The organism is Micromonospora sp. WMMD736 (genome assembly GCF_049179015.1).
Taxonomy (GTDB): Bacteria; Actinomycetota; Actinomycetes; order Mycobacteriales; family Micromonosporaceae; genus Micromonospora.
The window spans coordinates 5997847-6017621 of the sequence record NZ_JBMHMI010000001.1; the positions used below are offsets into that span (position 1 = coordinate 5997847).

At 73.9% G+C, this 19775-nt stretch carries 14 protein-coding genes; 9 read left to right on the forward strand and 5 right to left on the reverse strand.

What is annotated here, in order from left to right; genetic code table 11:
* Position 1 precedes the first annotated feature (1 nt).
* On the reverse strand, positions 2 to 3748 hold the full coding sequence (locus ACN269_RS27070; protein WP_421475065.1) for a hypothetical protein: 3747 nt from the start codon (positions 3746 to 3748) through the stop codon (positions 2 to 4).
* Positions 3749 to 3820: 72 nt separating this feature from the next.
* The gene (locus ACN269_RS27075) at positions 3821 to 4630 is read right to left on the reverse strand and encodes a DNA-formamidopyrimidine glycosylase family protein (RefSeq protein WP_421475066.1); all 810 of its coding nucleotides are present in this window, start codon (positions 4628 to 4630) and stop codon (positions 3821 to 3823) included.
* A gap of 109 nt (positions 4631 to 4739) precedes the next feature.
* On the opposite strand from ACN269_RS27075, the gene ACN269_RS27080 reads away from it, so the two are divergent.
* Positions 4740 to 6008 (forward strand): hypothetical protein, encoded by a 1269-nt coding sequence (locus tag ACN269_RS27080; protein WP_421475067.1) that lies wholly within the window; start codon positions 4740 to 4742, stop codon positions 6006 to 6008.
* A gap of 27 nt (positions 6009 to 6035) precedes the next feature.
* Here ACN269_RS27080 and ACN269_RS27085 read toward each other — a convergent pair whose 3' ends face one another.
* Both ACN269_RS27085 and ACN269_RS27090 read right to left on the reverse strand, forming a co-directional pair.
* On the reverse strand, positions 6036 to 6278 hold the full coding sequence (locus ACN269_RS27085) for a CPCC family cysteine-rich protein (protein WP_039905669.1): 243 nt from the start codon (positions 6276 to 6278) through the stop codon (positions 6036 to 6038).
* A gap of 37 nt (positions 6279 to 6315) precedes the next feature.
* Positions 6316 to 7116, reverse strand: coding sequence for an SAM hydrolase/SAM-dependent halogenase family protein (locus ACN269_RS27090; protein ID WP_421475068.1), 801 nt, complete (start codon positions 7114 to 7116; stop codon positions 6316 to 6318).
* Between the two features lie 102 nt (positions 7117 to 7218).
* Here ACN269_RS27090 and ACN269_RS27095 point away from each other — a divergent pair, with 102 nt between their 5' ends.
* On the forward strand, positions 7219 to 7827 hold the full coding sequence (locus ACN269_RS27095; RefSeq protein ID WP_421475069.1) for a hypothetical protein: 609 nt from the start codon (positions 7219 to 7221) through the stop codon (positions 7825 to 7827).
* A 315-nt stretch (positions 7828 to 8142) separates the two neighbouring features.
* On the opposite strand, the gene ACN269_RS27100 is transcribed toward ACN269_RS27095, so the two are convergent.
* Positions 8143 to 12915, reverse strand: a complete 4773-nt coding sequence (locus ACN269_RS27100; RefSeq protein ID WP_421475070.1) for an Lhr family helicase — start codon at positions 12913 to 12915, stop codon at positions 8143 to 8145.
* 178 nt (positions 12916 to 13093) lie between these two features.
* Here ACN269_RS27100 and ACN269_RS27105 point away from each other — a divergent pair, with 178 nt between their 5' ends.
* The 7 genes from ACN269_RS27105 (at position 13094) to mnhG (ending at position 19661) form a co-directional block, all read left to right on the forward strand.
* A complete protein-coding gene (locus ACN269_RS27105) occupies positions 13094 to 13480 on the forward strand; it encodes a hypothetical protein (RefSeq protein ID WP_421475071.1) in 387 nt (128 codons plus the stop codon).
* Between the two features lie 123 nt (positions 13481 to 13603).
* The gene (locus tag ACN269_RS27110) at positions 13604 to 16435 is read left to right on the forward strand and encodes a Na+/H+ antiporter subunit A (protein ID WP_421475072.1); all 2832 of its coding nucleotides are present in this window, start codon (positions 13604 to 13606) and stop codon (positions 16433 to 16435) included.
* Positions 16432 to 16920, forward strand: a complete 489-nt coding sequence (locus ACN269_RS27115; protein WP_421475073.1) for a Na(+)/H(+) antiporter subunit C — start codon at positions 16432 to 16434, stop codon at positions 16918 to 16920. Before ACN269_RS27110 ends, ACN269_RS27115 begins: the two co-directional genes overlap by 4 nt.
* A complete protein-coding gene (locus tag ACN269_RS27120; RefSeq protein WP_421475074.1) occupies positions 16917 to 18422 on the forward strand; it encodes a Na+/H+ antiporter subunit D in 1506 nt (501 codons plus the stop codon). The genes ACN269_RS27115 and ACN269_RS27120 overlap by 4 nt, the downstream gene beginning before the upstream one ends.
* The gene (locus tag ACN269_RS27125; protein ID WP_421475075.1) at positions 18419 to 19018 is read left to right on the forward strand and encodes a Na+/H+ antiporter subunit E; all 600 of its coding nucleotides are present in this window, start codon (positions 18419 to 18421) and stop codon (positions 19016 to 19018) included. The genes ACN269_RS27120 and ACN269_RS27125 overlap by 4 nt, the downstream gene beginning before the upstream one ends.
* Positions 19015 to 19278: a monovalent cation/H+ antiporter complex subunit F gene (locus ACN269_RS27130; RefSeq protein WP_421475076.1), complete on the forward strand. Its 264-nt coding sequence runs from the start codon at positions 19015 to 19017 to the stop codon at positions 19276 to 19278. The genes ACN269_RS27125 and ACN269_RS27130 overlap by 4 nt, the downstream gene beginning before the upstream one ends.
* Positions 19278 to 19661: a monovalent cation/H(+) antiporter subunit G gene (mnhG, locus tag ACN269_RS27135; protein WP_421475077.1), complete on the forward strand. Its 384-nt coding sequence runs from the start codon at positions 19278 to 19280 to the stop codon at positions 19659 to 19661. The genes ACN269_RS27130 and mnhG overlap by 1 nt, the downstream gene beginning before the upstream one ends.
* The last annotated feature ends 114 nt before the right edge of the window (positions 19662 to 19775 follow it).

The window sequence follows — 19775 nt, forward strand, 5'->3', positions numbered from 1 at the left end:
GTCACGGTGGCGTCGTCACCGGGATCGGACCGGTGTACGGCGAGCTGCCCACGACGTTGAACGACCGGATCCGGTAGTGGTAGGTCACGCCCCGGGCCAGGCCCGTGTTGGTGAAACCGCGACCGGTGACCGTGAAGGTCGCCACCTCGTGGGCGAACGCCGGGTCCACCGCCCGCTGCACGATGAAGCCGGCCCCCGGGCCGACCGGGGTGTTCGCCGTCCACACCAGCGCCACGGTCGCGGTGTCCGGGCCCGGCGCGCTCGCGATCGCGGTCACCTCGCCGGGGGTGCTCGGCGCGGGTGGGGTGCTCGCCGCGGCCACCGTCGACCACGCCGAGGCGGCACCCAGATAGGTGGTGCGGACCCGGTAGTAGTACGTGGTGTCCGGTGCGGCCGTGGTGTCCAGGTGGTTGTCGCCCACCCCGATCGCGGTGGTGCCCGGCCCGCTGGTGAAGGTCGGGTTGGTGGCCCGCTGCACGTCGATGCCGGTGGCGAAGGAGCGGTTCGTCCAGCGCAGCGCCACCCGCAGCGGCGCGGCGGGCGGGATCGCCGCGATCAGACCGCCCGGCGCGGCGAGGTGCACCGAGGCGGGGACGCTGTTCGACCAGGACGAGTAGCTCACGTCGTTCTCCGCCCGGATCCGGTAGTGGTACGTGACACCGGGGGTCACCGTCGCGTCGGTGTAGCGGGTCGCGGTCGCCGCCACGGTGATCGTGGTGACGTCGCCGCCGAAGGACCCGTCGGTGGCCCGTTGCAGCAGGTGGCTGGTCGCGGGCGGGCGTCCGCCGTTGCCGGTCCAGGCCAGGGCGATCGCCGGAAGGGCGGTGGCCGAGCCGGGCACCGGCGTGGCGGTCAGCCCGGTGGGCGCGCGCGGCGTCACCCGCAGCACCAGCGGCCGGGTCATGCCCAGGTCACGGTGGCCGGCGAGTTGGCTGTGCCAGCGGTACTCCCAACCCAGGTTGACCATCTGGTTGACCACCACGGCGGGTCGCCCGTCGGTCGGGCTGACCGGCGTCGACCCGGTCCGCGCGCCGGCCGGACGACCCGGGTCGAGCAGCCGCACGCTGTCGCCCAGCTTGAACGGCAGGGCCGGGGCGACCGGGCGCAGCGCCACCACCACGTCCTCGCGGGGGTTGACCCGGACGACCTGTTTCCAGCCCAGCTCCGCCGGGTGCGGCGGGCGCTGCGTGCCGTCCCAGCCGACCCGGTTGACGACCTGCACGTCGCAGCCGCCGAAGCGCAGCGGCTCGGTCTGCCGTACGTTGCCGCTGATCCGCCACAGTTGCGTGCCGTCGGTCGGCGCGCCCACTCCGGTGGCCGGGTCGGCCGCGAACAGCACCTCGGTCACCGGGTCGGTCGGCCCGAGCGGCAGCGTCGCCGGGGCGAGCGGTCCGGTGTGCGGGTGGCCCACCCCGAGCCGCCCGGCCAGTCGGCCGTGACCGGGCTCGAAGACCTGCTGCGCGGACTTGACCTCGATCGGCAGGGTCACCGGACCGGTGCCCGCCAGCGGCGTGAACGTCACCGTGTCGGCGTGCGCCGAGACGACCGTCCCGGCCGTGGTCCGGCTGCCGAACGCCGGGTCGTACGCCGGCTGCGGCACGATCGGCGGGCGCTGGCTGGCCGCGTACGCCACCGGCAGCCGCTCCCGCAGCCGGTCCAGGTCGTACCGCCCCTCGGGCGTACCGGACACCCGGAACTGCACCAGGGTACGGGTGTTCGGGCCGTACCCTGGCTCGGTGGGCGGCGGACCGCCCTCGGCCGTGCGGTCCGGCGCGTCGGTGTGCTGGTCGTAGCGCGGATCGAAGCCAGGCAGCGGTGCCGGGGCGTCGTTGTAGAGGATCAGCGTGCTGCCCGGTTCCACGGTGGAGAAGTCGACGAGCACGTCCGCCGCCTCACCCGGGGCGAGCAGCAGCGTGTGCCCGTCGACGTTCAGCACGGTCGGGTCGAGCCGGTCGTAGCGGTAACCGATCGGCCGGTTGGGCAGCACCACCGGGGCGGGCAGCAGCCCGGCCTCGTTGCCGATCTGGACGAACTCCGGGCCGGCGGCGCGCGGGTCGGGCACCCCGCCGTCGCGCCCGTCGCTCGGCCAACCGGCCGGCCGGTCCGCCGACCGCACGGCGGGCACCATCGGCACCTCACCGGCGTCCGCGTCGGCCAGGCTGCCGTCGGCGGACCACATCGGGGCGTCCGAGCAGGCCCGGTAGAGCTGGAGGTTGAGGCTGCGGTCCAGGCAGGCATTGAGGATGCGCAGGCGGTAGACGGCGGGCCGCACCCGCAGGTACGGGTAGGCGACACCGTTGACCAGCGGGGTGTCCCCGTACGCGGCGGGCACCGCGGACGGGTGCGGCACCCCGGGGCGCAGCGGTGGTTCGGTGCCACCGCCGACGGGGTCGTGGTGCGGGTTCGGCACCGGCCCCGGACCGGTCAGCGGTGGCTCACCCGCGATCCGTTCGGCCATCGGCCAACCGTCCACGGTGGGTCCGCTGTCGTCCCGACCGTCGTCCGGCGCCGGACGACGCGACCAGGGACCGTAGTCCCACCGACCGGTGGGGTTGCGCCCGCCGGACCGGTACGGGTTCTGCCGGGGCTGGTAGACGTGCGGGTACCACAGGCTGCCCCGGGCGCCCCAGCGTTCCCGGTCCCAGGTCGGGTCCTCGGCGGCCAGTTGGGTGTCGTCCGGCACGAACGTCTTGTCCTCGATCACCAGGGGCACCTGCTCGGCCGGCAACACCCCCTCGGCGACGAGTTCGTCCTCGACCGGGTCGGTGAGCAGGTACGGCGCGAGCTGCCCACCGTAGACGGTGAGCCGGGCCAGCCCGAGGGTGTTGTCGTGGAACCACAGCAGGCGGCCGCTCTGCTCGTTGGGGAAGTAGAGCGTGGTGGCGCCCGTGCCGGGCACCGGCATGTCCGGCACGGGCGTGAGGCCGGTTCCGGTCGGGTACGGGGTGATCTCCCCGGCCGGGGTGATCCAGTGTCCCGGGTTGCCCGCGCTGGTCCAGCCGGTCTGCGCCCCCGCCAGGTGCAGCACCGCCCGGTTCTGCGGGTACGGCGCCGGCCCGTCCAGCGGCCCGAGGCCGGCCCCCTCGACCGTCTCGTCGACCGGCAGGAACAGCTCGCCGGCCCGGCCGGTGGGAAGCTGGTTGATGAACTTCACCCGGACCGGTCGGCCTCGCCGGGCGCGGATCATCGGGCCGAGGTGCCAGGGCCGCTCCGGTGGCACCACCGTGTTGTGGCCCGACGCATCGGTGCCCAGGTTGAGCTGCCGGTAGCCGCGCAGCCGGGTGACGGGCAGATCCCGGTGCAGGCGTTGCGCGTACTCCTGGAGCCCGATCTCGTAGTAGTCGCAGCCCGGGTAGCTGATCGTGTCGGGCACCGCCACGGGCAGCGCCTGCTCGCCGGGTACGGGCAGCGCGTCGACGAACTTGCGCAGGCCGGTGCCCGGCACCAGCCGGCCGTCGGGGTCACGCGTCGGGCGGGGACTGTACGCGACGTTCGGCACCGGTCCGAAGCAGCGTGGCTCGGCGGACGGGTCCAGGCTCGCCGTGGGCCCCGCCTCCTCGGCGGTACGCGCGGTGGGAACGGACGCCGTCCGACCGAGGCCGTCAGGGGCGGTCCGGTAGAAGAAGGTGGAGCGGAGTCTGCGGAAGATCGCCATGACTCTCCCCGGGGTCGGGGCACGAGGAACGCCACCCCGGCGTGGCGGCCCTCGGCACTCTGCTGACAGGCGGTGAGCACCCAACCGCAGCATGCGACGTCGAGGGGTCGGTTAGGAATTACCCAATCGTCCGTATCTGGGATGACCTCGATCCACAACGCGCGGTCAACCCGGCGGCGGGCTGCCCGATCGCTCGGGCTGGCACACCGGGCACCAGTAGGTGACGCGCTCGCCCAGCTCCTCCTTGCTGATGGCGGTGCCGCAGCGGCGGCACGGCTGGGCGCGGCGGCCGTACACGTAGCTGGTCTGCCCCCGGTGCAGCGAGCCGGTGCTGCTCTGCGTCCAGCGGCCACGGTTGGCGGCCAGCAGCCGCTGCGCGAGGGCCACCATGCCCGGCAGGTCGGGCACCGCCCGCACGGGCGTCCACGGTGACACGCCCCGCAGGAACAGCACCTCACACTTGTAGAGGTTGCCCACCCCGGCCAGGTTGCGCTGGTCGAGTAGGGCCTCGCCGATGGTCTGCTCGGGATGCGCCCAGAGCCGCTCGACCGCCTCGGCGGCGTCCCAGTCGGGGCCGAGCAGGTCCGGCCCGAGGTGGCCCACCAGGGTGTCCTCCCCGGCGGTGGGCACCAGGGCCAGCTCGTGCAGGTGGTAGCCCACCGCCACCGCGCCGGAGCTGCGCAGCACCACCCGGATCAGGTGCGCGGGCCGGCCGCTCCACCGTTCTCCCGGCGCGTACGCCCGCCAGGCGCCGTCCATCCGCAGGTGGGAGTGCAGCGTCCACGGCGCGTCGTCCGGGGCGGCGAGGCGGAGCAGCAGGTGCTTGCCCCGGCTGGCCGACTCGCGGACGGTCCAGCCGGTGAGGTCGGTGGTGGCCAGCCGAGGCACCCGGAAGTCGGAGGCGGTCAGCCGCGCACCGGCCAGCGCGCGGTGCAGCACGCGGGCGGTGTTCCAGACGGTGTCACCTTCGGGCACGCTGCCATCCTCCCTCTTTCGAGCAAGATTCGCATGTGTCGCTATTTGTAGCCAGGTTCCTCATGATCTCCTGACATGCGATGGTCAGGGAGTTCTGAGGAGAATGCCCATGACTCGACGTCATTGTCGTATCCGACCCTCCGTCCTCGCCGCCATCCTCGCTCTCGCGCTCACCGCAGCCCTGGTACCCGTCACCAGAGCCGCCCGGACCACCACCCCCGCGACCGCCGGTCCACTCACCCTGGCTGCCGCCGCGCCGGCCGGGGAACGGTGGAGCGCCGACCTGTCGGTCATCGACCGGGACGACGTCAACGTCCGCCGCACCGCCGCCGGACTGCGGCTGCGCGAGGCCCACGCCGCCGGACGCAGCCCGCGCAGCCCGCACAGCGCGCTCGCCGAGGGCATGCTCCTCAGCGCCCCGCGCACCCTCGCCCGCCCGGCCACCCGGGTCCGCGCCGAGGTCACCGCCGACGTCCCCGCAGGCGCGAGCGTGGAGGCGCAGGTACGCGGCTGGCGGCTCGACGGCTGGACCGAGTGGCGGGCCGCGACCGTCGGCGCGATCTTCGACCAGCCGGTCAGCCGCGTACAGACCCGGGTGGTGCTGACCGCGCGGGCCGGCGGGGCCACCGCGACGGTACGCGGCGTCCAGCTCACCGCCGACGCGACCGCCGCCGTCTCCGCCGCCACGCCCGGCCTCACCTACCGGGTGTACGCCACCCGGATCGGACTGGTCGGCGAACTGACCGCCAACGGCCGCACCGTGCAGCCGCGCGACCACTTCGTGGCGCTACCGTCGCGCCGGGGCCTCTCCCCGCTCAACACCGGCGACTACACCGTGCGGGTCTGCACCACCACGGGCGCACGCTGCGAGTACGCCCCGGTCTGGGACGTCGGACCGTGGAACACCCGCGACGACTACTGGAACCCGTCCGCCGTACGCGAGAACTGGAAGAACCTCCCGCAGGGCCGGCCCGAGGCACAGGCCGCCTACCAGTCCGGCTACAACGGCGGGAAGGACCAGTTCGGGCGTACGGTGCTGAACCCGGCCGGCATCGACCTGGCCGACGGCACCTTCTGGGACGGTCTGCAACTCACCACCAACGCCTGGGTGGAGGTCGCGTACCTGTGGACCGGCGGCGGGCCGCGCGCCGTGGTGGGTGACGGCCCGCTCAACATCCGCAGCGGGCCCGGCACCTCGTACGCGGTCCGTGGCCTCGCCGCGCGGTTCGCCAACGTACCGGTCCAGTGCTACGTCACCGGCCAGTCGGTCGCCGGCCCGTACCGCACCACCACCAGGTGGAACCGCCTGGCCACCGGGCAGTACGTCAGCTACGCGTACGTCTCCGCCGTGTACGGCGGCACCGTACCGGCCTGCTGAGACGACCTCGCTTCGGCGGGCGCCGGGTCAGGGGCGCTCGTCGGGGCGGGCGGGACGCACCATGTCCTGGTAACGCGGGTGGCTCGCCCCGTAGACGGCGTAGTTGAGCCGGGCGTGCGACAGGCTCAGGTCGCCGTTGGCGCCGCCCCGCACCGCGTCGGCATCGGCGTCGCTCTGGCCGTCGTCGGTCCAGAAGCAGACCGGGCAGGTCCCGCCGCCGGTCCGGGAAGCACAACAGGGACAGCCCACGGGAACTACGTGTTCACCCACCGGTTCACCCACCGGGGCAGCATTCCACAGTCGAATGTCAGCCGGCCACCCGCAGGAGGTCACCCGGGCGTACGTCGAGAAGGTCCACGGCCCGACCGCCATTGACCGCCACCGCCACGAGGTCGGCCGAGTCGACGTACACCACCAGGGCCTCAGGTGGCGCGTCGCCGAACGTCCGTCCGTGGACCGCCGGGTGGGACGGCGGTTGCCCGGACGGGCCGACCCGGACGGTGGCGGCGAGCGCGGCGAGCACCTCACCCGGCGCGGCCAGTTGCACGTTGCCGAAGTGGTCGACGGTCAGCACCTCGGCGGTGAAGCCGTCGGCGTCACGGGTCACGACCGGCGTCGGCAGCCGGACCAGGTCGTCCGGGTCGACCGCCGGACCGGCCTCGGCTAGTGGCGCCCCGAGCGCCAGGCGTGCCGCCACCGGGGCGAAGACGTCCCGGCCGTGGAACGTGCCGGACACCCGGGCCGCCAGCCACCGTGGGTCGGTCAGCTCCACGGCGGCGCCGACCCCGCCGAGCGCGGTGGCCGCGTCGAGCAGCAACCCGTTGTCCGGGCCGACCAGCAGCCCACCCGGGGTGGCCAGCCCGATGCCCCGGCGGGTGGTGCCGACCCCGGGATCGACCACCGCCACGTGCACGCCCACCGGCAGGTACGCCACGGTCTGCGCCAGCACGGCGGCGCCGCGCCGGACGTCCGCCGGCGGCACCAGGTGCGTCACGTCGATGACCCGGGCGGCGGGCGCGATCCGCGCGATCACTCCGTGGCAGGCGGCCACGAAGCCGTCGTCGAGGCCGTAGTCGGTGGTCAACGAGATCCACGGTGCACCAGACACCCCCGCAGGCTAACGCCCCGCCGCCCGCGGTGGCGGATAGTGGACAGCGCGGTGGCCGACCGGCCCCTCGCGCCGCCCAGCGTGGTTGGGCAGACTGCGCCTGTGACACTTCGGAGCCTGCCCGTCGTCGGGGTCCTGCTGATCGCCGCCGTCGTCGTCGCCGGCTGCGGCCGTGGTGACGACGCCGAGCCGTCGAGTGCCGCCCCCGGTGTCTCGTCCCCGGCCGTCCAGGCCACCGATCTGCCGAGCCTGCCGAATCCCTCGGCGGTTCCGTCCGCCACCGACTCCGCCGTAGTGCCACCAGCACGGGCCGCCACGCCGCCCACCGTGCCGTCGGTGCCACCGCAGGGACCGGTCGAGCGTCGGCCGGCCAGTCCGCCGCCGGTGGTTCTGCCCCCGCGCCCGGCGGGAGCGCCCAGCGCCCAGCAGGTCATCAATGCGTTCAAGGCCGCCGGTCTGCGGGTCACGCACCCCAAGAACCGCTCGGTCGACTGTGGTCCGGACGGTCTCGGGCTGGGCTGCTCCGAGATCGTGGCCACCGACGGCGTCACCGTCTACGTGTTCCCCGACGAGACCAGCGCCGGCGACATCGCCGAGACCTGGGGTGGGCAGTCGTACCAGCGTGGTGCCGTGGTGCTCAACTACCTTGAGGCGAAGACACCGGCAGCCGACCGCCTCCGCTACGAGAAGACCCTCGACAGCCTCCGCTGAGGCTGCCCCGGTGCGCCGCCGTCCCGTTGCGCTGCCGTCGGGCGGCTGCGGCCGCGCATGGCTGTTGTGCCTGTGATGCCTGTGCGTCATCAAGATGACGCACAGGCATCAACGCCTCAGCAGTGGTGCTGGCCCTGCGGCGGGGGAGAGCTGCCGGATCGCGTGAGGGTGTCGCGGGCGAGTGGTCTGCCACCCGAATGGCCGTCACGCGGGAAGCCGGTAACGCGCACAGGACGCCGGGCGCGGTCGGCCGACCGCGTAGGTGGAGCACCTACCGGTTGAGCGAGCCGCGGCGGTCCTGGGCCGGGTGACGGGTCAGCCGCGTAGGCGTAGGCCGCGCGGGGTGGCCCGGAAGCCGGCGGCGGTCAGCGCGTCACGCAGCGGCGACGAGTGCACCGCGTCGCCGTCGGCCCGTTCGACCGACATCGCGCCCAACGCTCCGGAGTGGACGGCGTCGGCCAGCGCCTTGCCGGCCGCCGCGAGCGTCTCGGTGTCGTCGGTGAAGGAGAGCAGCGTCCGGCCACCGCGCTCCACGTACAGCACGAGGTCGCCGCCGACCTGCACCACCAGGGCGCCGGCCTTGCGGCCCGCCCGGTGTCCGGTCGCGGTGGCGGCCCCGTCACCGGAGTCGACGGCGCGGTCCGGCCAGGGCAGTGCCGCGCCGTACGGGTTGGCGGGATCGGTGGCCGCGAGGACGGTGGCCGGTCCGCCGCGGCCCCGCGCGCCGTCGGTCGGCTCCGCCAGGGCGCGTAGCCGGTCCACCGCGCCGGGCACCGCGAACTGTGCCGCGCCGAGGCCCTCGACGAAGTAGCCCCGGCGGGCCGCGCCACGTTCCTCCAGCGCCGACAGCACCGGGTAGACCGCCGAGAACCCGCCGACCACCTGCTCGGCCATGACCGCGCCCCGGGTGACGACCCCGTGCCGTTCCAGCAGGACGTCGGCGAGGGCAGCGGCCCGCCTGGTCGGGTCGAGGTCCCGGTCCGGAAGCCGCGACCAGCGGCCGGCGACGGTCGGTGGACCGCTACGGGTGGGCAGCGCCACCCGGCCGGGCCGCCGGTAGCGGGTGCGCGGCGCGGACGGGCGTGACCGGTGCGCCCCACCCGCGCCGAGCACTGCCCGTAGCGGGGCGAGCGTGTCGTTGGTGAGGTGCCCGGCCCAGACCAGGTCCCAGATGACACCGCTCAGCGCGGCATCGTCGGTGGCGCCGACCCGGTCGGCCAGGGCGCGGAAGAACAGCGCCTGCCCGTCGCCGAGCGCGTCGAGCACCGCGTCGTGCAGCGGGGTACGCGTCAACGCCTCGTCGGGCGGCGGCAGCAGCAGCGGCGCGGCGTCCGCGTACGCCAGGGTGACCCAGCCGTCGCCCCCGGAGATCGCCCCCGACCCGGCCCAGAGCACCTCCCCGCTGGCACACAGCTCGTCGAGCTGGGCGGGGGAGTAGTCGGCGACCCGGCCGGGCAACACCAGCCGTTCCAGCGCGGACGCGGGCACCGCCGCGCCCTGCAACTGCTCCACCGTGGCCGCGAGCGCCTCCACACCCCGGGCGGACGAGCCGACCTGCTGCCAGCGGGGCAGGAACGTGGCCAGGGCCCGGGGCGGCACCGGCTCGATCTCCCGGCGCAGCGCCGCGAGCGAGCGGCGGCGCAGCATGCGCAGCACCTCGGCGTCGCACCACTGCGCGCCGGCCGTGTCGGGCGTGAACTCACCGGAGACGACGCGACCGGTGGCGGCGAGGCGGCGCAGCGCCTGCTCGACCACGAAGACGCCGAGCCCGAAGCGCGCCGCACAGGTCGCGGCGGCGAACGGGCCGTGGGTGCGGGCGTACCGGGCCACCAGGTCGCCCAGCGGGTCGGCCACCGGGGCGAGGTACGCCTCGGCCACCCCGACGGGCAGCGCCACGCCGAGCGCGTCGCGCAGCCGGGCGGCGTCCTCGATGCCGACCCAGCGCTGCTCGCCGGCAATCCGCACCCGCAGCACCCGGCGGGCGGCCTCCAGCTCGGTCAGCCAGCTCTCCGGCACGCCCCGCTCGGTCAGCTCGACGTCGCTCAGGTCGCCCAGCACCCGCAGCAGCTCGACCACGTCCTCCGCGTCGCGCGGACGGCGCTGCTCGGTCAGCCAGCGCAGTTGCCGGTCGGTCTCGGCGAGCACCTCCGGATCCAGCAGCTCGCGCAGGTCGACCCGGCCCAGCAGCTCACCGAGGAGCGTGGAGTCCAGGGCGAGGGCGGCGGCCCGGCGCTCGGCGAGCGGGGCGTCGCCCTCGTAGAGGAACGCGCCCACGTAGCCGAAGAGCAGCGACCGGGCGAACGGCGACGGCGCGCTCGTCTCCACCTCGACCAGGCGGACCTTGCGGGCCGCCAGGTCGCGCATCAGCTCGGCCAGCGCCGGTTGGTCGAAGACGTCCTGGAGGCACTCCCGGGCGGCCTCCAGGGTGACCGGGAAGTCGGCGTACTCGCGGGCGACGTCGAGCAGTTGCGCGGCGCGTTGCCGCTGCTGCCAGAGCGGCTGACGGCGGCGTGGGTCGCGGCGGGGCAGCAGCAGCGACCGGGCGGCGCACTCCCGGAACCGGGCGGCGAAGAGCGCCGAGGTGCCGACCGACTCCTGCACGAGCTGGGCGATCTCGTCCGGCTCGAAGACGACGACGTCGGCGCCGGGTGGCTCGTCGGCGGTGTCCGGCAGGCGTACCACGATGCCGTCGTCCGAGGGCATGACCTGGGCGTCCACCCCGTACCGCTCGGCCAGCCGGCGGCCCACGGCGAGGGCCCAGGGCCCGTTGACGCGCGCGCCGAGGACGCTGTGCACGGCGAGTCGCCAGTCGCCCAGCTCGTCACGGAAGCGCTCGACCACGACCGTCCGGTCGTCGGGCAGGGAGCGGGTGGCCTCCCGCTGGTCGCGCAGGTAGGCCATCAGGTTACTGGCGGCCCAGTCGTCCAGGCCGCCCTCGCGCAGCGTGGCCAGCGCCGCCTCGTCACTCTGGCGCAGCAGGGCACGGACCCGCGCGCCGATGGCCCGACCCAGCTCCACCGGGCGGCCGAGCTGGTCGCCCTTCCAGAACGGCATCCGCGCGGCCTGCCCCGGCGCGGGGGAGACCAGCACCCGGTCCGGGGTGATCTCCTCGATGCGCCACGAGGACGAGCCGAGCAGGAAGACGTCGCCGACGCGCGACTCGTAGACCATCTCCTCGTCCAGCTCGCCGACCCGGGCGGCCCGCTCCGCACCGGCCAGGAAGACCCCGAACAGGCCCCGGTCCGGGATGGTGCCGCCGCTGGTCACCGCCAGCCGTTGCGCGCCGGGACGGCCGGTGAGCTGGTCGCTGGCCCGGTCCCAGACCAGCCGGGGACGCAGCTCGGCGAAGGCGGTGGACGGATAGCGACCGGAGAGCATGTCCAGCACGGCGTGCAGCGCGGAGTCGGGCAGCTCGGCGAAGGGCGCGGCCCGCCGGACCAGCACCGCCAGATCGGCCACCTGCCACGGCTCCAGGGCCACCATGGCGACGATCTGCTGGGCCAGCACGTCCAGCGGGTTGCGCGGGTAGTGCAGCTCCTCGATCGCGCCGTCGGTCATCCGCTCGGCCACCACGGCGCAGGACAGCAGGTCACCCCGGTGCTTCGGGAAGACCACCCCGCGGGACACCGCGCCGACCTGGTGCCCGGCCCGGCCGACGCGTTGCAGGCCGGCGGCGACGCTCGGTGGGGCCTCGATCTGCACCACCAGGTCGACCGCGCCCATGTCGATGCCGAGCTCCAGGCTGGAGGTCGCCACCACCGCCGGGAGCTGGCCGGACTTGAGCGCCTCCTCGATGTGCTTGCGCTCCTCCCGCGAGACGCTGCCGTGGTGGGCACGGGCGATCACCGGCGCGGCCCCGGCCGCCGCGCCGGACTGGGCCATCACCTGCGCCGGCACGCCGTTGCTGCCCGGACCGGGCGCCGAGCCGCCGTGGGCCGGCAGGCCGTTGCTGCCTGGACCGGGCGCCGAGCCGCCGTGGGCCGGTGGCCGGTTGCGCGCCGGGCCTGCGGGGCCACCCCACCGCTGCGCGCCGGACGCCGGGTCGTCGTCGGCCGCCGGCTCGTCGTCCGCCGACGACCCCGGGGGTACGACGATCGCGCCCTCGCCCGACGCGGAGGCGACCGCGGCGGTGGCCACCTCCTCGGCGGCCAGCTCGTTGAGCCGGGCGCACAGCCGCTCTGCGCTGCGGCGGGAATTGGTGAAGACGATGGTGGAGCGGTGCTGCCCGATCAGCGAGAAGACCCGCTCCTCGACGGCCGGCCAGATCGAGGCACGGCGCGGGCCGGGCCCGCCGAGGGCGTCCTCGGGTGGCTGCTCCTGCTCGTCGAGCCGGGTCATGTCCTCCACCGGCACCTGCACGCTGACCTCGATCGTCTTCGCCGTGCGCGGCTGCACGACGTCGACCGGCCGGGCGCCGCCGAGGAACCGGGCGCAGGCGTCGATCGGCCGGACGGTGGCGGAGAGGCCGATCCGTTGTGCCGGCGTGGGCAGCAGCTCGTCGAGGCGTTCCAGGGAGAGGGCGAGGTGGGCCCCGCGCTTGCTGCCGGCCACCGCGTGGACCTCGTCGACGATCACCGTCTGGACGCCGCGCAGCGAATCCCGGGCCGCCGAGGTGAGCAGCAGGAACAGCGACTCGGGCGTGGTGATGAGGATGTCGGGTGGGGTGCGGGCGAAGGCCCGGCGCTCGTCGGCCGGCGTGTCACCGGTGCGCATCCCGACGGTGATGTCGGGTGGCGGGACGCCGAGCCGGGTGGCCGCCTGCCGGATGCCGGCCAGCGGCGCGCGGAGGTTGCGTTCGACGTCGACGGCGAGGGCCTTGAGCGGGCTGACGTAGAGCACCCGGCACCGCTGCCGTGCCTCGGTCGGCGCGGGCTCGCGGGCCAGCCGGTCCAGCGACCAGAGGAAGGCCGCGAGTGTCTTGCCGGAGCCGGTGGGTGCCACGACCAGGGCATTACGGCCGGCCGAGACGGACTGCCAGGCGCCGGTCTGGGCGGCGGTGGGAGCGGCGAAGGCGGCGTCGAACCAGGCACGGGTGGCCGGGCCGAACCCGTCCAACACCCCGCCCCTACCCGCGTCTGCCCCGCTCACTGGTCCATCGTGCCCCGCCGGTACGACAACCACGAGCGACCCACGTCGGATCGTGCCGCGCTGCGTGGAAATTGCGCACGATGCACCTTTAATACGTTAAGTCTCACTTAACTGCTTGCTTGTAAGGAGCAACATAAAGTAACTTCACCCGCAACGCGAATCGGGTGGGAGGGATCGGATGACCGGCGAGCCGCGACACGTCGAGCCCGGCACCGATGTGCTGATCCGCAAGGTCGACAGCCACCTCGCCGCGCTCCGCGGCGGTCTGCACGGGCCCGAGCTGGAGCTCGCCGAGCGTCTCGCCGGCTGCCTACGGGAGCTGGTCGTCTCCACCGCCCAGGCCAGCGCCGCCGACCGGGGTCAGGTCCGTGTCGCGGTGCACTACTTCGTGTTGCGCCGGGAGAGCCGGGGTCGGCTGCTCTCGATGCGCTCCCTCGCCGTCGCGGAGCGGGTCGTCGCCAAGGTCGCCCTCCAGCTCGGCCGCGTCGACCTGCTGGCCGACCTGCGCCGAGGTCACCAGGATCTCGACGACGCGCTGCCGGTCGGCGACGCGCTGCTGCGCTGATCGCACATTGCTCTCCATAGCGGGGCAATTCCGGTAAAACCGCCCGAGGGTCGGGGATCTGGCGTCTGATCGCTGAAGACACCACCGCTGTGCGGGTGTCGGCCACCTCGATCGGGAGCGCGAGTGCTGGTACTGCTCATCCTCCACCTCGTGGCGGCCCTCGTCGCGCCGCTTCTCGTCCGTTGGTGGGGTCCGCGCGCGTGCTATCCGCTGGCGCTCGCGCCGGCCGCCGCGTTCGGCTGGGCGCTGGCCCGTACCCCGGCCGTCGGGCATGGCGGCGCGGTGGTCGAGACGTACCCGTGGATCGGGCAGTTGGGCCTCGACATCGCGCTGCGCCTCACGACGCTGTCCTGGCTCATGACCCTGCTGGTCGGCGGCGTCGGCGCGCTGGTGCTGGTCTACAGCGCCCGGTACTTCGACGCCGGCTCGCCCGGGATGGCCCAGTTCGCCGCCGTCCTGGTCGCCTTCGCCGGCGCGATGCTCGTCCTGGTGTTCGCCGACGACCTGCTGCTGCTCTACGTCGGCTGGGAGTTGACCACGATTTTCTCGTACCTGCTGATCGGGCACAGCACCGAACGTCGGTCCAGCCGCTGGGCGGCGGCGCAGGCGCTGACCGTCACCACGCTGGGCGGGCTCGCCATGCTGGTCGGGTTCATCCTGCTGGGCGAGCACGCTGGCAGTTACCGCTGGTCCGAGATCGTCACCCACCCGCTGCCCGGCGGCGGCTACCTCGTCACGGCGGTGCTGCTGATCCTGGCCGGGGCGCTGTCCAAGTCGGCGGTGCTCCCGTTCAGCTCCTGGCTGCCGGTCGCGATGGCGGCGCCCACCCCGGTCAGCGCGTACCTGCACGCGGCCGCCATGGTCAAGGCCGGCGTCTACCTGGTCGGGCTGCTCGCGCCGGTGCTCGCCACGGTCGGCCCGTGGCGACCGGTGGTACAGGTCGCCGGGGTGGCGACCATGCTCGTCGCCGGGTGGGCGGCCCTGCGACAGCACGACCTCAAGCTGCTGCTCGCGTACGGGACGGTCAGCCAGTTGGGCCTGCTGGTCGCGGTGACCGGCGCGGGCACCCCAGACGCCGCGCTGGCCGGCGTGGCGATGCTGCTGGCGCACGCCCTGTTCAAGGCGTCGCTGTTCCTGGTCGTCGGCGTCATCGACCACGGCGCGGGGACCCGGGACCTGCGCGAGTTGTCCGGGCTGCGCCGCTGGTCCCGGCCGTTGTTCGGGGTCGCGGTGCTGGCGGCGGCGTCGATGGCGGGCGTACCGCCGCTCGTCGGGTTCGTCGCCAAGGAGGCGGTGTTCGCGGCGTTCACCGACGACCCGGTGGTCCTCGCCGGGTTCGTCGCCGGAACCGTGCTCACCGTCGCGTACAGCGCCCGCTTCCTCTGGGGCGCGTTCGCCGACCGGCCGGGCGTCGAACCGGTCCCACCCGCGCCGATCGCCGCGTCGATGCTGCTCCCACCGGCAGCGCTCGCCGTCGTCGGGCTGGCGGCCGGTCCCGCGGCCGGTGTGCTGGACGGCCTGCTGAGTCCGTACGCCGAGTTGCTGGGCGGCCTCGACGCGCACCTGACGCTCTGGCCCGGACCGACAGCGGCGCTCGGTCTGTCCGTGCTGGCGCTGGCCGGCGGCGTCCTGCTCTTCGCGCTGCGCGGGCCGCTCGCCCCCGCGCTGGCCCGGCTCCGGTCGCCGGTGGGCGGCAATCAGGGGTACGAGTGGGTCGTGGGCCGGTTCGACCGGTTCGCCATCGGGGTCACCGGCGCGACACAGCGTGGCTCCCTGCCGCAGTACCTCGGCGTCATCCTCGTCACCCTCGTGCTGCTGCCCGGTGGGGCGATGCTCGCCGCCGCGCCGTGGCGGGCCCGGCTCCCGCTCTGGGACAACCCGCTGCAACCGGTGGTCGTGGTGGTCATCGCGGTGGCCGCGCTGCTCGCGGTCGGCGCTCGCCGACGGTTGACCGCGATGCTGCTGGTCGGCGTCACCGGCTACGGCACCGCCATGCTGTTCATCCTGCACGGCGCGCCGGATCTGGCGCTCACCCAGTTCCTGGTGGAGACCGCGACCATCGCGGTCTTCGTGCTGGTGCTGCGCCGCCTGCCGGAGCGGTTCTCGGCCCGGCCGCTGCGCCGGAGCCGGTGGACGCGTCGGGCGATCGGCGTGGCGATGGGCGTGGTGGCGGGTGGGCTCGCGCTCGTCGCGGCCGGCGCCCGCCGCGCGCCGGACATCTCCACCGTCTTCCCGGCCCTCGCCGTGAGTGAGGGGTACGGCCGCAACGTGGTCAACGTGACCCTCGTCGACATCCGCGCCTGGGACACCATGGGGGAGGTGTCCGTGCTGGTGGTGGCCGCGACCGGAGTGGCCAGCCTGATCTTCGAACGGTCCCGTACCGGGCCCAGGCCGCGCCGGCCGGAGTCCGCCGGGACGCTCGGGTCCGACCGTCCGGTCTGGTTGCGGGGCGGCCCGACCCTCTACGAGGAGCAGCGGTCGATCGTCCTGGAGGTGGTCATCCGACTGATCTTCCACACGGTGGTGCTGTTCTCGCTGTTCCTGCTCTTCTCCGGGCACAACGCGCCGGGCGGCGGATTCGCGGGCGGGCTGGTGGCCGGGCTCGCGCTGGTCGTCCGCTACCTGGCCGGCGGCAGGTACGAGTTGACCGACGCCGCCCCGGTGGGCGCCGGCCTGATCCTCGGCGCGGGGCTGGCCCTGGCGGTGGGTACGGGCACGGTGGCGCTGCTGGCCGGTGGGTCGGTGCTGGAGAGCGCGAAGCTCGACGTGTCGCTACCGCTGGTCGGCGACGTCCACCTGGTCACGTCGCTCTTCTTCGACATCGGCGTGTACCTGATCGTGATCGGGCTGCTGCTGGACATCCTGCGCAGCCTCGGCGCCGAGGTGGACCGGCACATCGAGGCCACCGGGACGCCGGGCGGCGGTCTGGCCGTCGACAAGGGCGGCCGGCAATGACGGCGGGCAACCCCGGGCCGACGCTGGTGCTGGTGCTCGCCGTCGCGGCGCTGGTCGGGTGCGGGGTGGTCCTGCTGCTGGAGCGCAGCCTCACCCGGATCCTGCTCGGCGTGATCCTGTTGGGCAACGGCGTCAACCTGCTGATCCTGCTGGGCGGCCGGTCGGGTGGCGCTCCGGTCGTGGGCACCGGCCCGCTGGACCGGATGAGTGATCCGCTGGCGCAGGCGATGGTGCTGACCGCCATCGTGATCACGTTCGGGTTCACCGCGTTCCTGCTCGCCGTGGCGTACCGGAGCTGGTATCTCACCGGTGACGACGAGGTGCCCGACGACCTGGAGGACCGCCAGATCATCCGCCGTGCGGAGCACTACGAGGTGGGCGCGGTCGACCGTGGCGGGGAGGGCCCGAACGGCGATCCGGAGCAGGTCGACCCGGAGCCGGCCCGCCGCCGACTCCGACGCGGTCGACGGGACGGTGCGTCGTGAGCCGGCTCCTGCCGCTGCCGGTGGTGGTGCCGCTGCTCGGCGCGGCGCTGACCCTGCTGCTGGCCGACCGACCCCGGGTGCAGCGTACGGTCAGCGTGCTCTGCCTGGCGGTGACGTTCACCGTGGCGGTGGTGCTACTCGTGCAGGCGTACCGGCACGGGCCAGTGGTGCTCGCGGTCGGCGGGTGGCCGCCACCGGTCGGCATCGTGCTGGTGGCCGACCAGTTGGCGGCGCTGATGCTGGTGGTGTCCTCCGCGGTGACCCTGTGCGTGCTGGTGTACTCGATCGGCCAGGGCCGCAGCGAGACCAGCGAGAGCGCGCCGGTGGTCATCTTCCACCCGACCTACCTGGTGCTCACCGCGGGCGTCACCAACGCGTTCCTGGCGGGTGACCTGTTCAACCTGTTCGTCGGCTTCGAGATCCTGCTGGCGGCCAGCTTCGTGCTGATCACGCTGGGTGGCACCGAGGCGCGCATCCGTACCGGATCGACGTACGTGGTGGTCAGCGTCCTCTCCTCGATGATCTTCCTGGCCGGGGTGGGGCTGGTGTACGCGGCCACCGGCACGCTCAACCTGGCGCAGCTGGCCCAACGTCTCGACGACCTGCCGGACAACGTCCGCGTGACCCTGCAACTGATGCTGCTGCTCGCGTTCGCGATCAAGGCCGCGGTCTTTCCGCTCTCGGCCTGGCTGCCGGACAGCTACCCCACCGCTCCGGCTCCGGTGACCGCCGTGTTCGCGGGGCTGCTCACCAAGGTGGGCGTGTACGCGATCATCCGTACCGAGACGCTGCTCTTCCCGGGTGGTGAGGTCGACGAGCTGCTCATGGTCGTCGCCGGCCTGACGATGGTGGTCGGCATCCTCGGCGCGGTGGCGCAGTCGGACATGAAGCGGCTGTTCTCGTTCACCCTGGTCAGCCACATCGGCTACATGATCTTCGGGGTGGCGTTGAGCACCGCCGCCGGGCTCGCCGGGGCGATCTTCTACGTGGTGCACCACATCACCATCCAGACGACCCTGTTCCTGGTCGCCGGGCTGGTCGAGGAGCGCGCCGGCAGCACCGACCTGCGCCGTCTCGGCGGGCTCGCCCGGGTCGCGCCCCTGCTCGGCGTCCTCTTCTTCGTCCCGGCGATGAACCTCGCCGGGGTGCCCCCGTTCTCCGGGTTCCTCGGCAAGCTCGGTCTGCTCCAGGCCGGGGTGGCGGCCGGCGGGGCGCTGCCCGCGACGCTGGTGGCGGCCGGGACGCTCACCAGCCTGCTCACCCTGTACGTGGCCTCCCGGGTGTGGAACATCGCGTTCTGGCGGGCGCCGAAGATCGACACCAACGAACCCATCGTCCGGCTGCCCGCCCTGACGGTCGGCGCCACCGTCGCCCTGGTCGCCCTGGGAGTGTCGCTGACCGTGCTGGCCGGCCCGCTGTTCGACGTCACCGCCGACGCGGCCACCGACCTGCTCTCGCGTACGCCGTACGTGCGCGCTGTCCTGCCCGGCGGCGTGCCGTGACGGGCCCGCGCGGCGCGCCCCCGACGGACGCCGCCACGAAAGGCGGGCCGGGGCGGTGGCGGGACCAGGCCCTGGCGTTGGGCTGGCTGGTGTTGGTCTGGAACCTGCTCTGGGGTGAGATCAATCTGGCGAACATCGTCGGCGGCCTGCTGGTGGGCGGCGCGGTCCTGATGTTCTTCCCCCTGCCGTCGGTCAGCTTCGGCGGGCGGCTGAGACCGGTGGCGCTGCTGGCGTTCGCCGGTCGGTTCGTCGTCGAACTCGTCACCGCGAGCCTGCACATCGCCCGGATCGCCGTGCAACCCGGCTACCGACCGCGCGGCGCGATCATCGCCGTCCCGTTGCGGGTGCGTACGGATCTGAACCTGGCGCTCACCGCCGAGGTGGTCTCGCTGGTGCCCGGCACACTGATCCTCAAGGTGGACCGCGAGCCGGGGGTGCTCTACCTGCACGTGCTGGACACCCACGGCCCGGCGGACCTGGCGCTCGCCCGGGACCGCGCCCTCGACGTCGAACGACGCATCATCCGGGCGGTGGGCAGCGCCGACGAACTGCGCCGCGTGGAAAACGGTCCCGCCGAGAAGGGAACTGCTCAATGATCACGCTCCTGGCCGTCGTCCTCACCGTCCTGCTGTCGGTGACCGCGCTGCTCGTGCTGATCCGGCTCTACCGGGGACCCGCGCTGCTGGACCGGGTGATCGCGGCGGACATGCTGCTCGCCACCATGGTCGGCGCGGTGGGCGCGGAGGCGGCGGTCAACCGGCACGCCACCACGCTGCCCGTGCTGGTGGTGCTCTCCCTGCTCGGCTTCGTCGGCTCGGTCTCGCTGGTCCGCTTCGCCGTCCGGGAACGCTCCTGATGTCGGGCGTACTCGCGACGATCGCCGACTGGCTCGGCGCCGCCTGCCTGGTCGCCGGAGCGCTGCTCGCGCTCTGCGCCGGCATCGGTGTGCTGCGTTTCCCGGACGCCCTGTCCCGGATGCACGCGGCCACCAAGCCCCAGGTGCTCGGCGTACTCCTGCTGCTGCTCGGGATCGCGCTGCGGCTGCGGTCCTTGGCGGACCTGGGCATGATCCTGCTGGTCGGGGTCTTCCAGTTGGCCACCGCCCCGGTCGCCGCGCAGATGATCGGCCGCGCCGCGTACCGGTCCGGCCGGCTCGATCGGGGCCTGCTCGACGCCGACGAACTGGCCGGGGCAGAGTCGACCGGTGGGCGCGGCGACGGCCGGTCCCGGCCGGGCTGAACAGGACGAACGACTCCTTCGGCCCACCCTCAGCGGAGTCCCAGGCAACGTCGATAAAATGACGGCATGATCGACTCCTCTGCCCAGGAGGGCAGCAGTAGCCAGCCGGGTCGT

Excerpts from the sequence above, each read along its gene's own strand:
- ACN269_RS27105 (WP_421475071.1), top strand. The coding sequence starts at position 13,094 with ATGACCGGCGAGCCGCGACACGTCGAGCCCGGCACCGATGTGCTGATC.
- ACN269_RS27070 (WP_421475065.1), bottom strand. The coding sequence starts at position 3,748 with ATGCTGCGGTTGGGTGCTCACCGCCTGTCAGCAGAGTGCCGAGGGCCG.
- ACN269_RS27080 (WP_421475067.1), top strand. The coding sequence starts at position 4,740 with ATGACTCGACGTCATTGTCGTATCCGACCCTCCGTCCTCGCCGCCATC.
- ACN269_RS27115 (WP_421475073.1), top strand. The coding sequence starts at position 16,432 with ATGACGGCGGGCAACCCCGGGCCGACGCTGGTGCTGGTGCTCGCCGTC.
- ACN269_RS27130 (WP_421475076.1), top strand. The coding sequence starts at position 19,015 with ATGATCACGCTCCTGGCCGTCGTCCTCACCGTCCTGCTGTCGGTGACC.
- mnhG (WP_421475077.1), top strand. The coding sequence starts at position 19,278 with ATGTCGGGCGTACTCGCGACGATCGCCGACTGGCTCGGCGCCGCCTGC.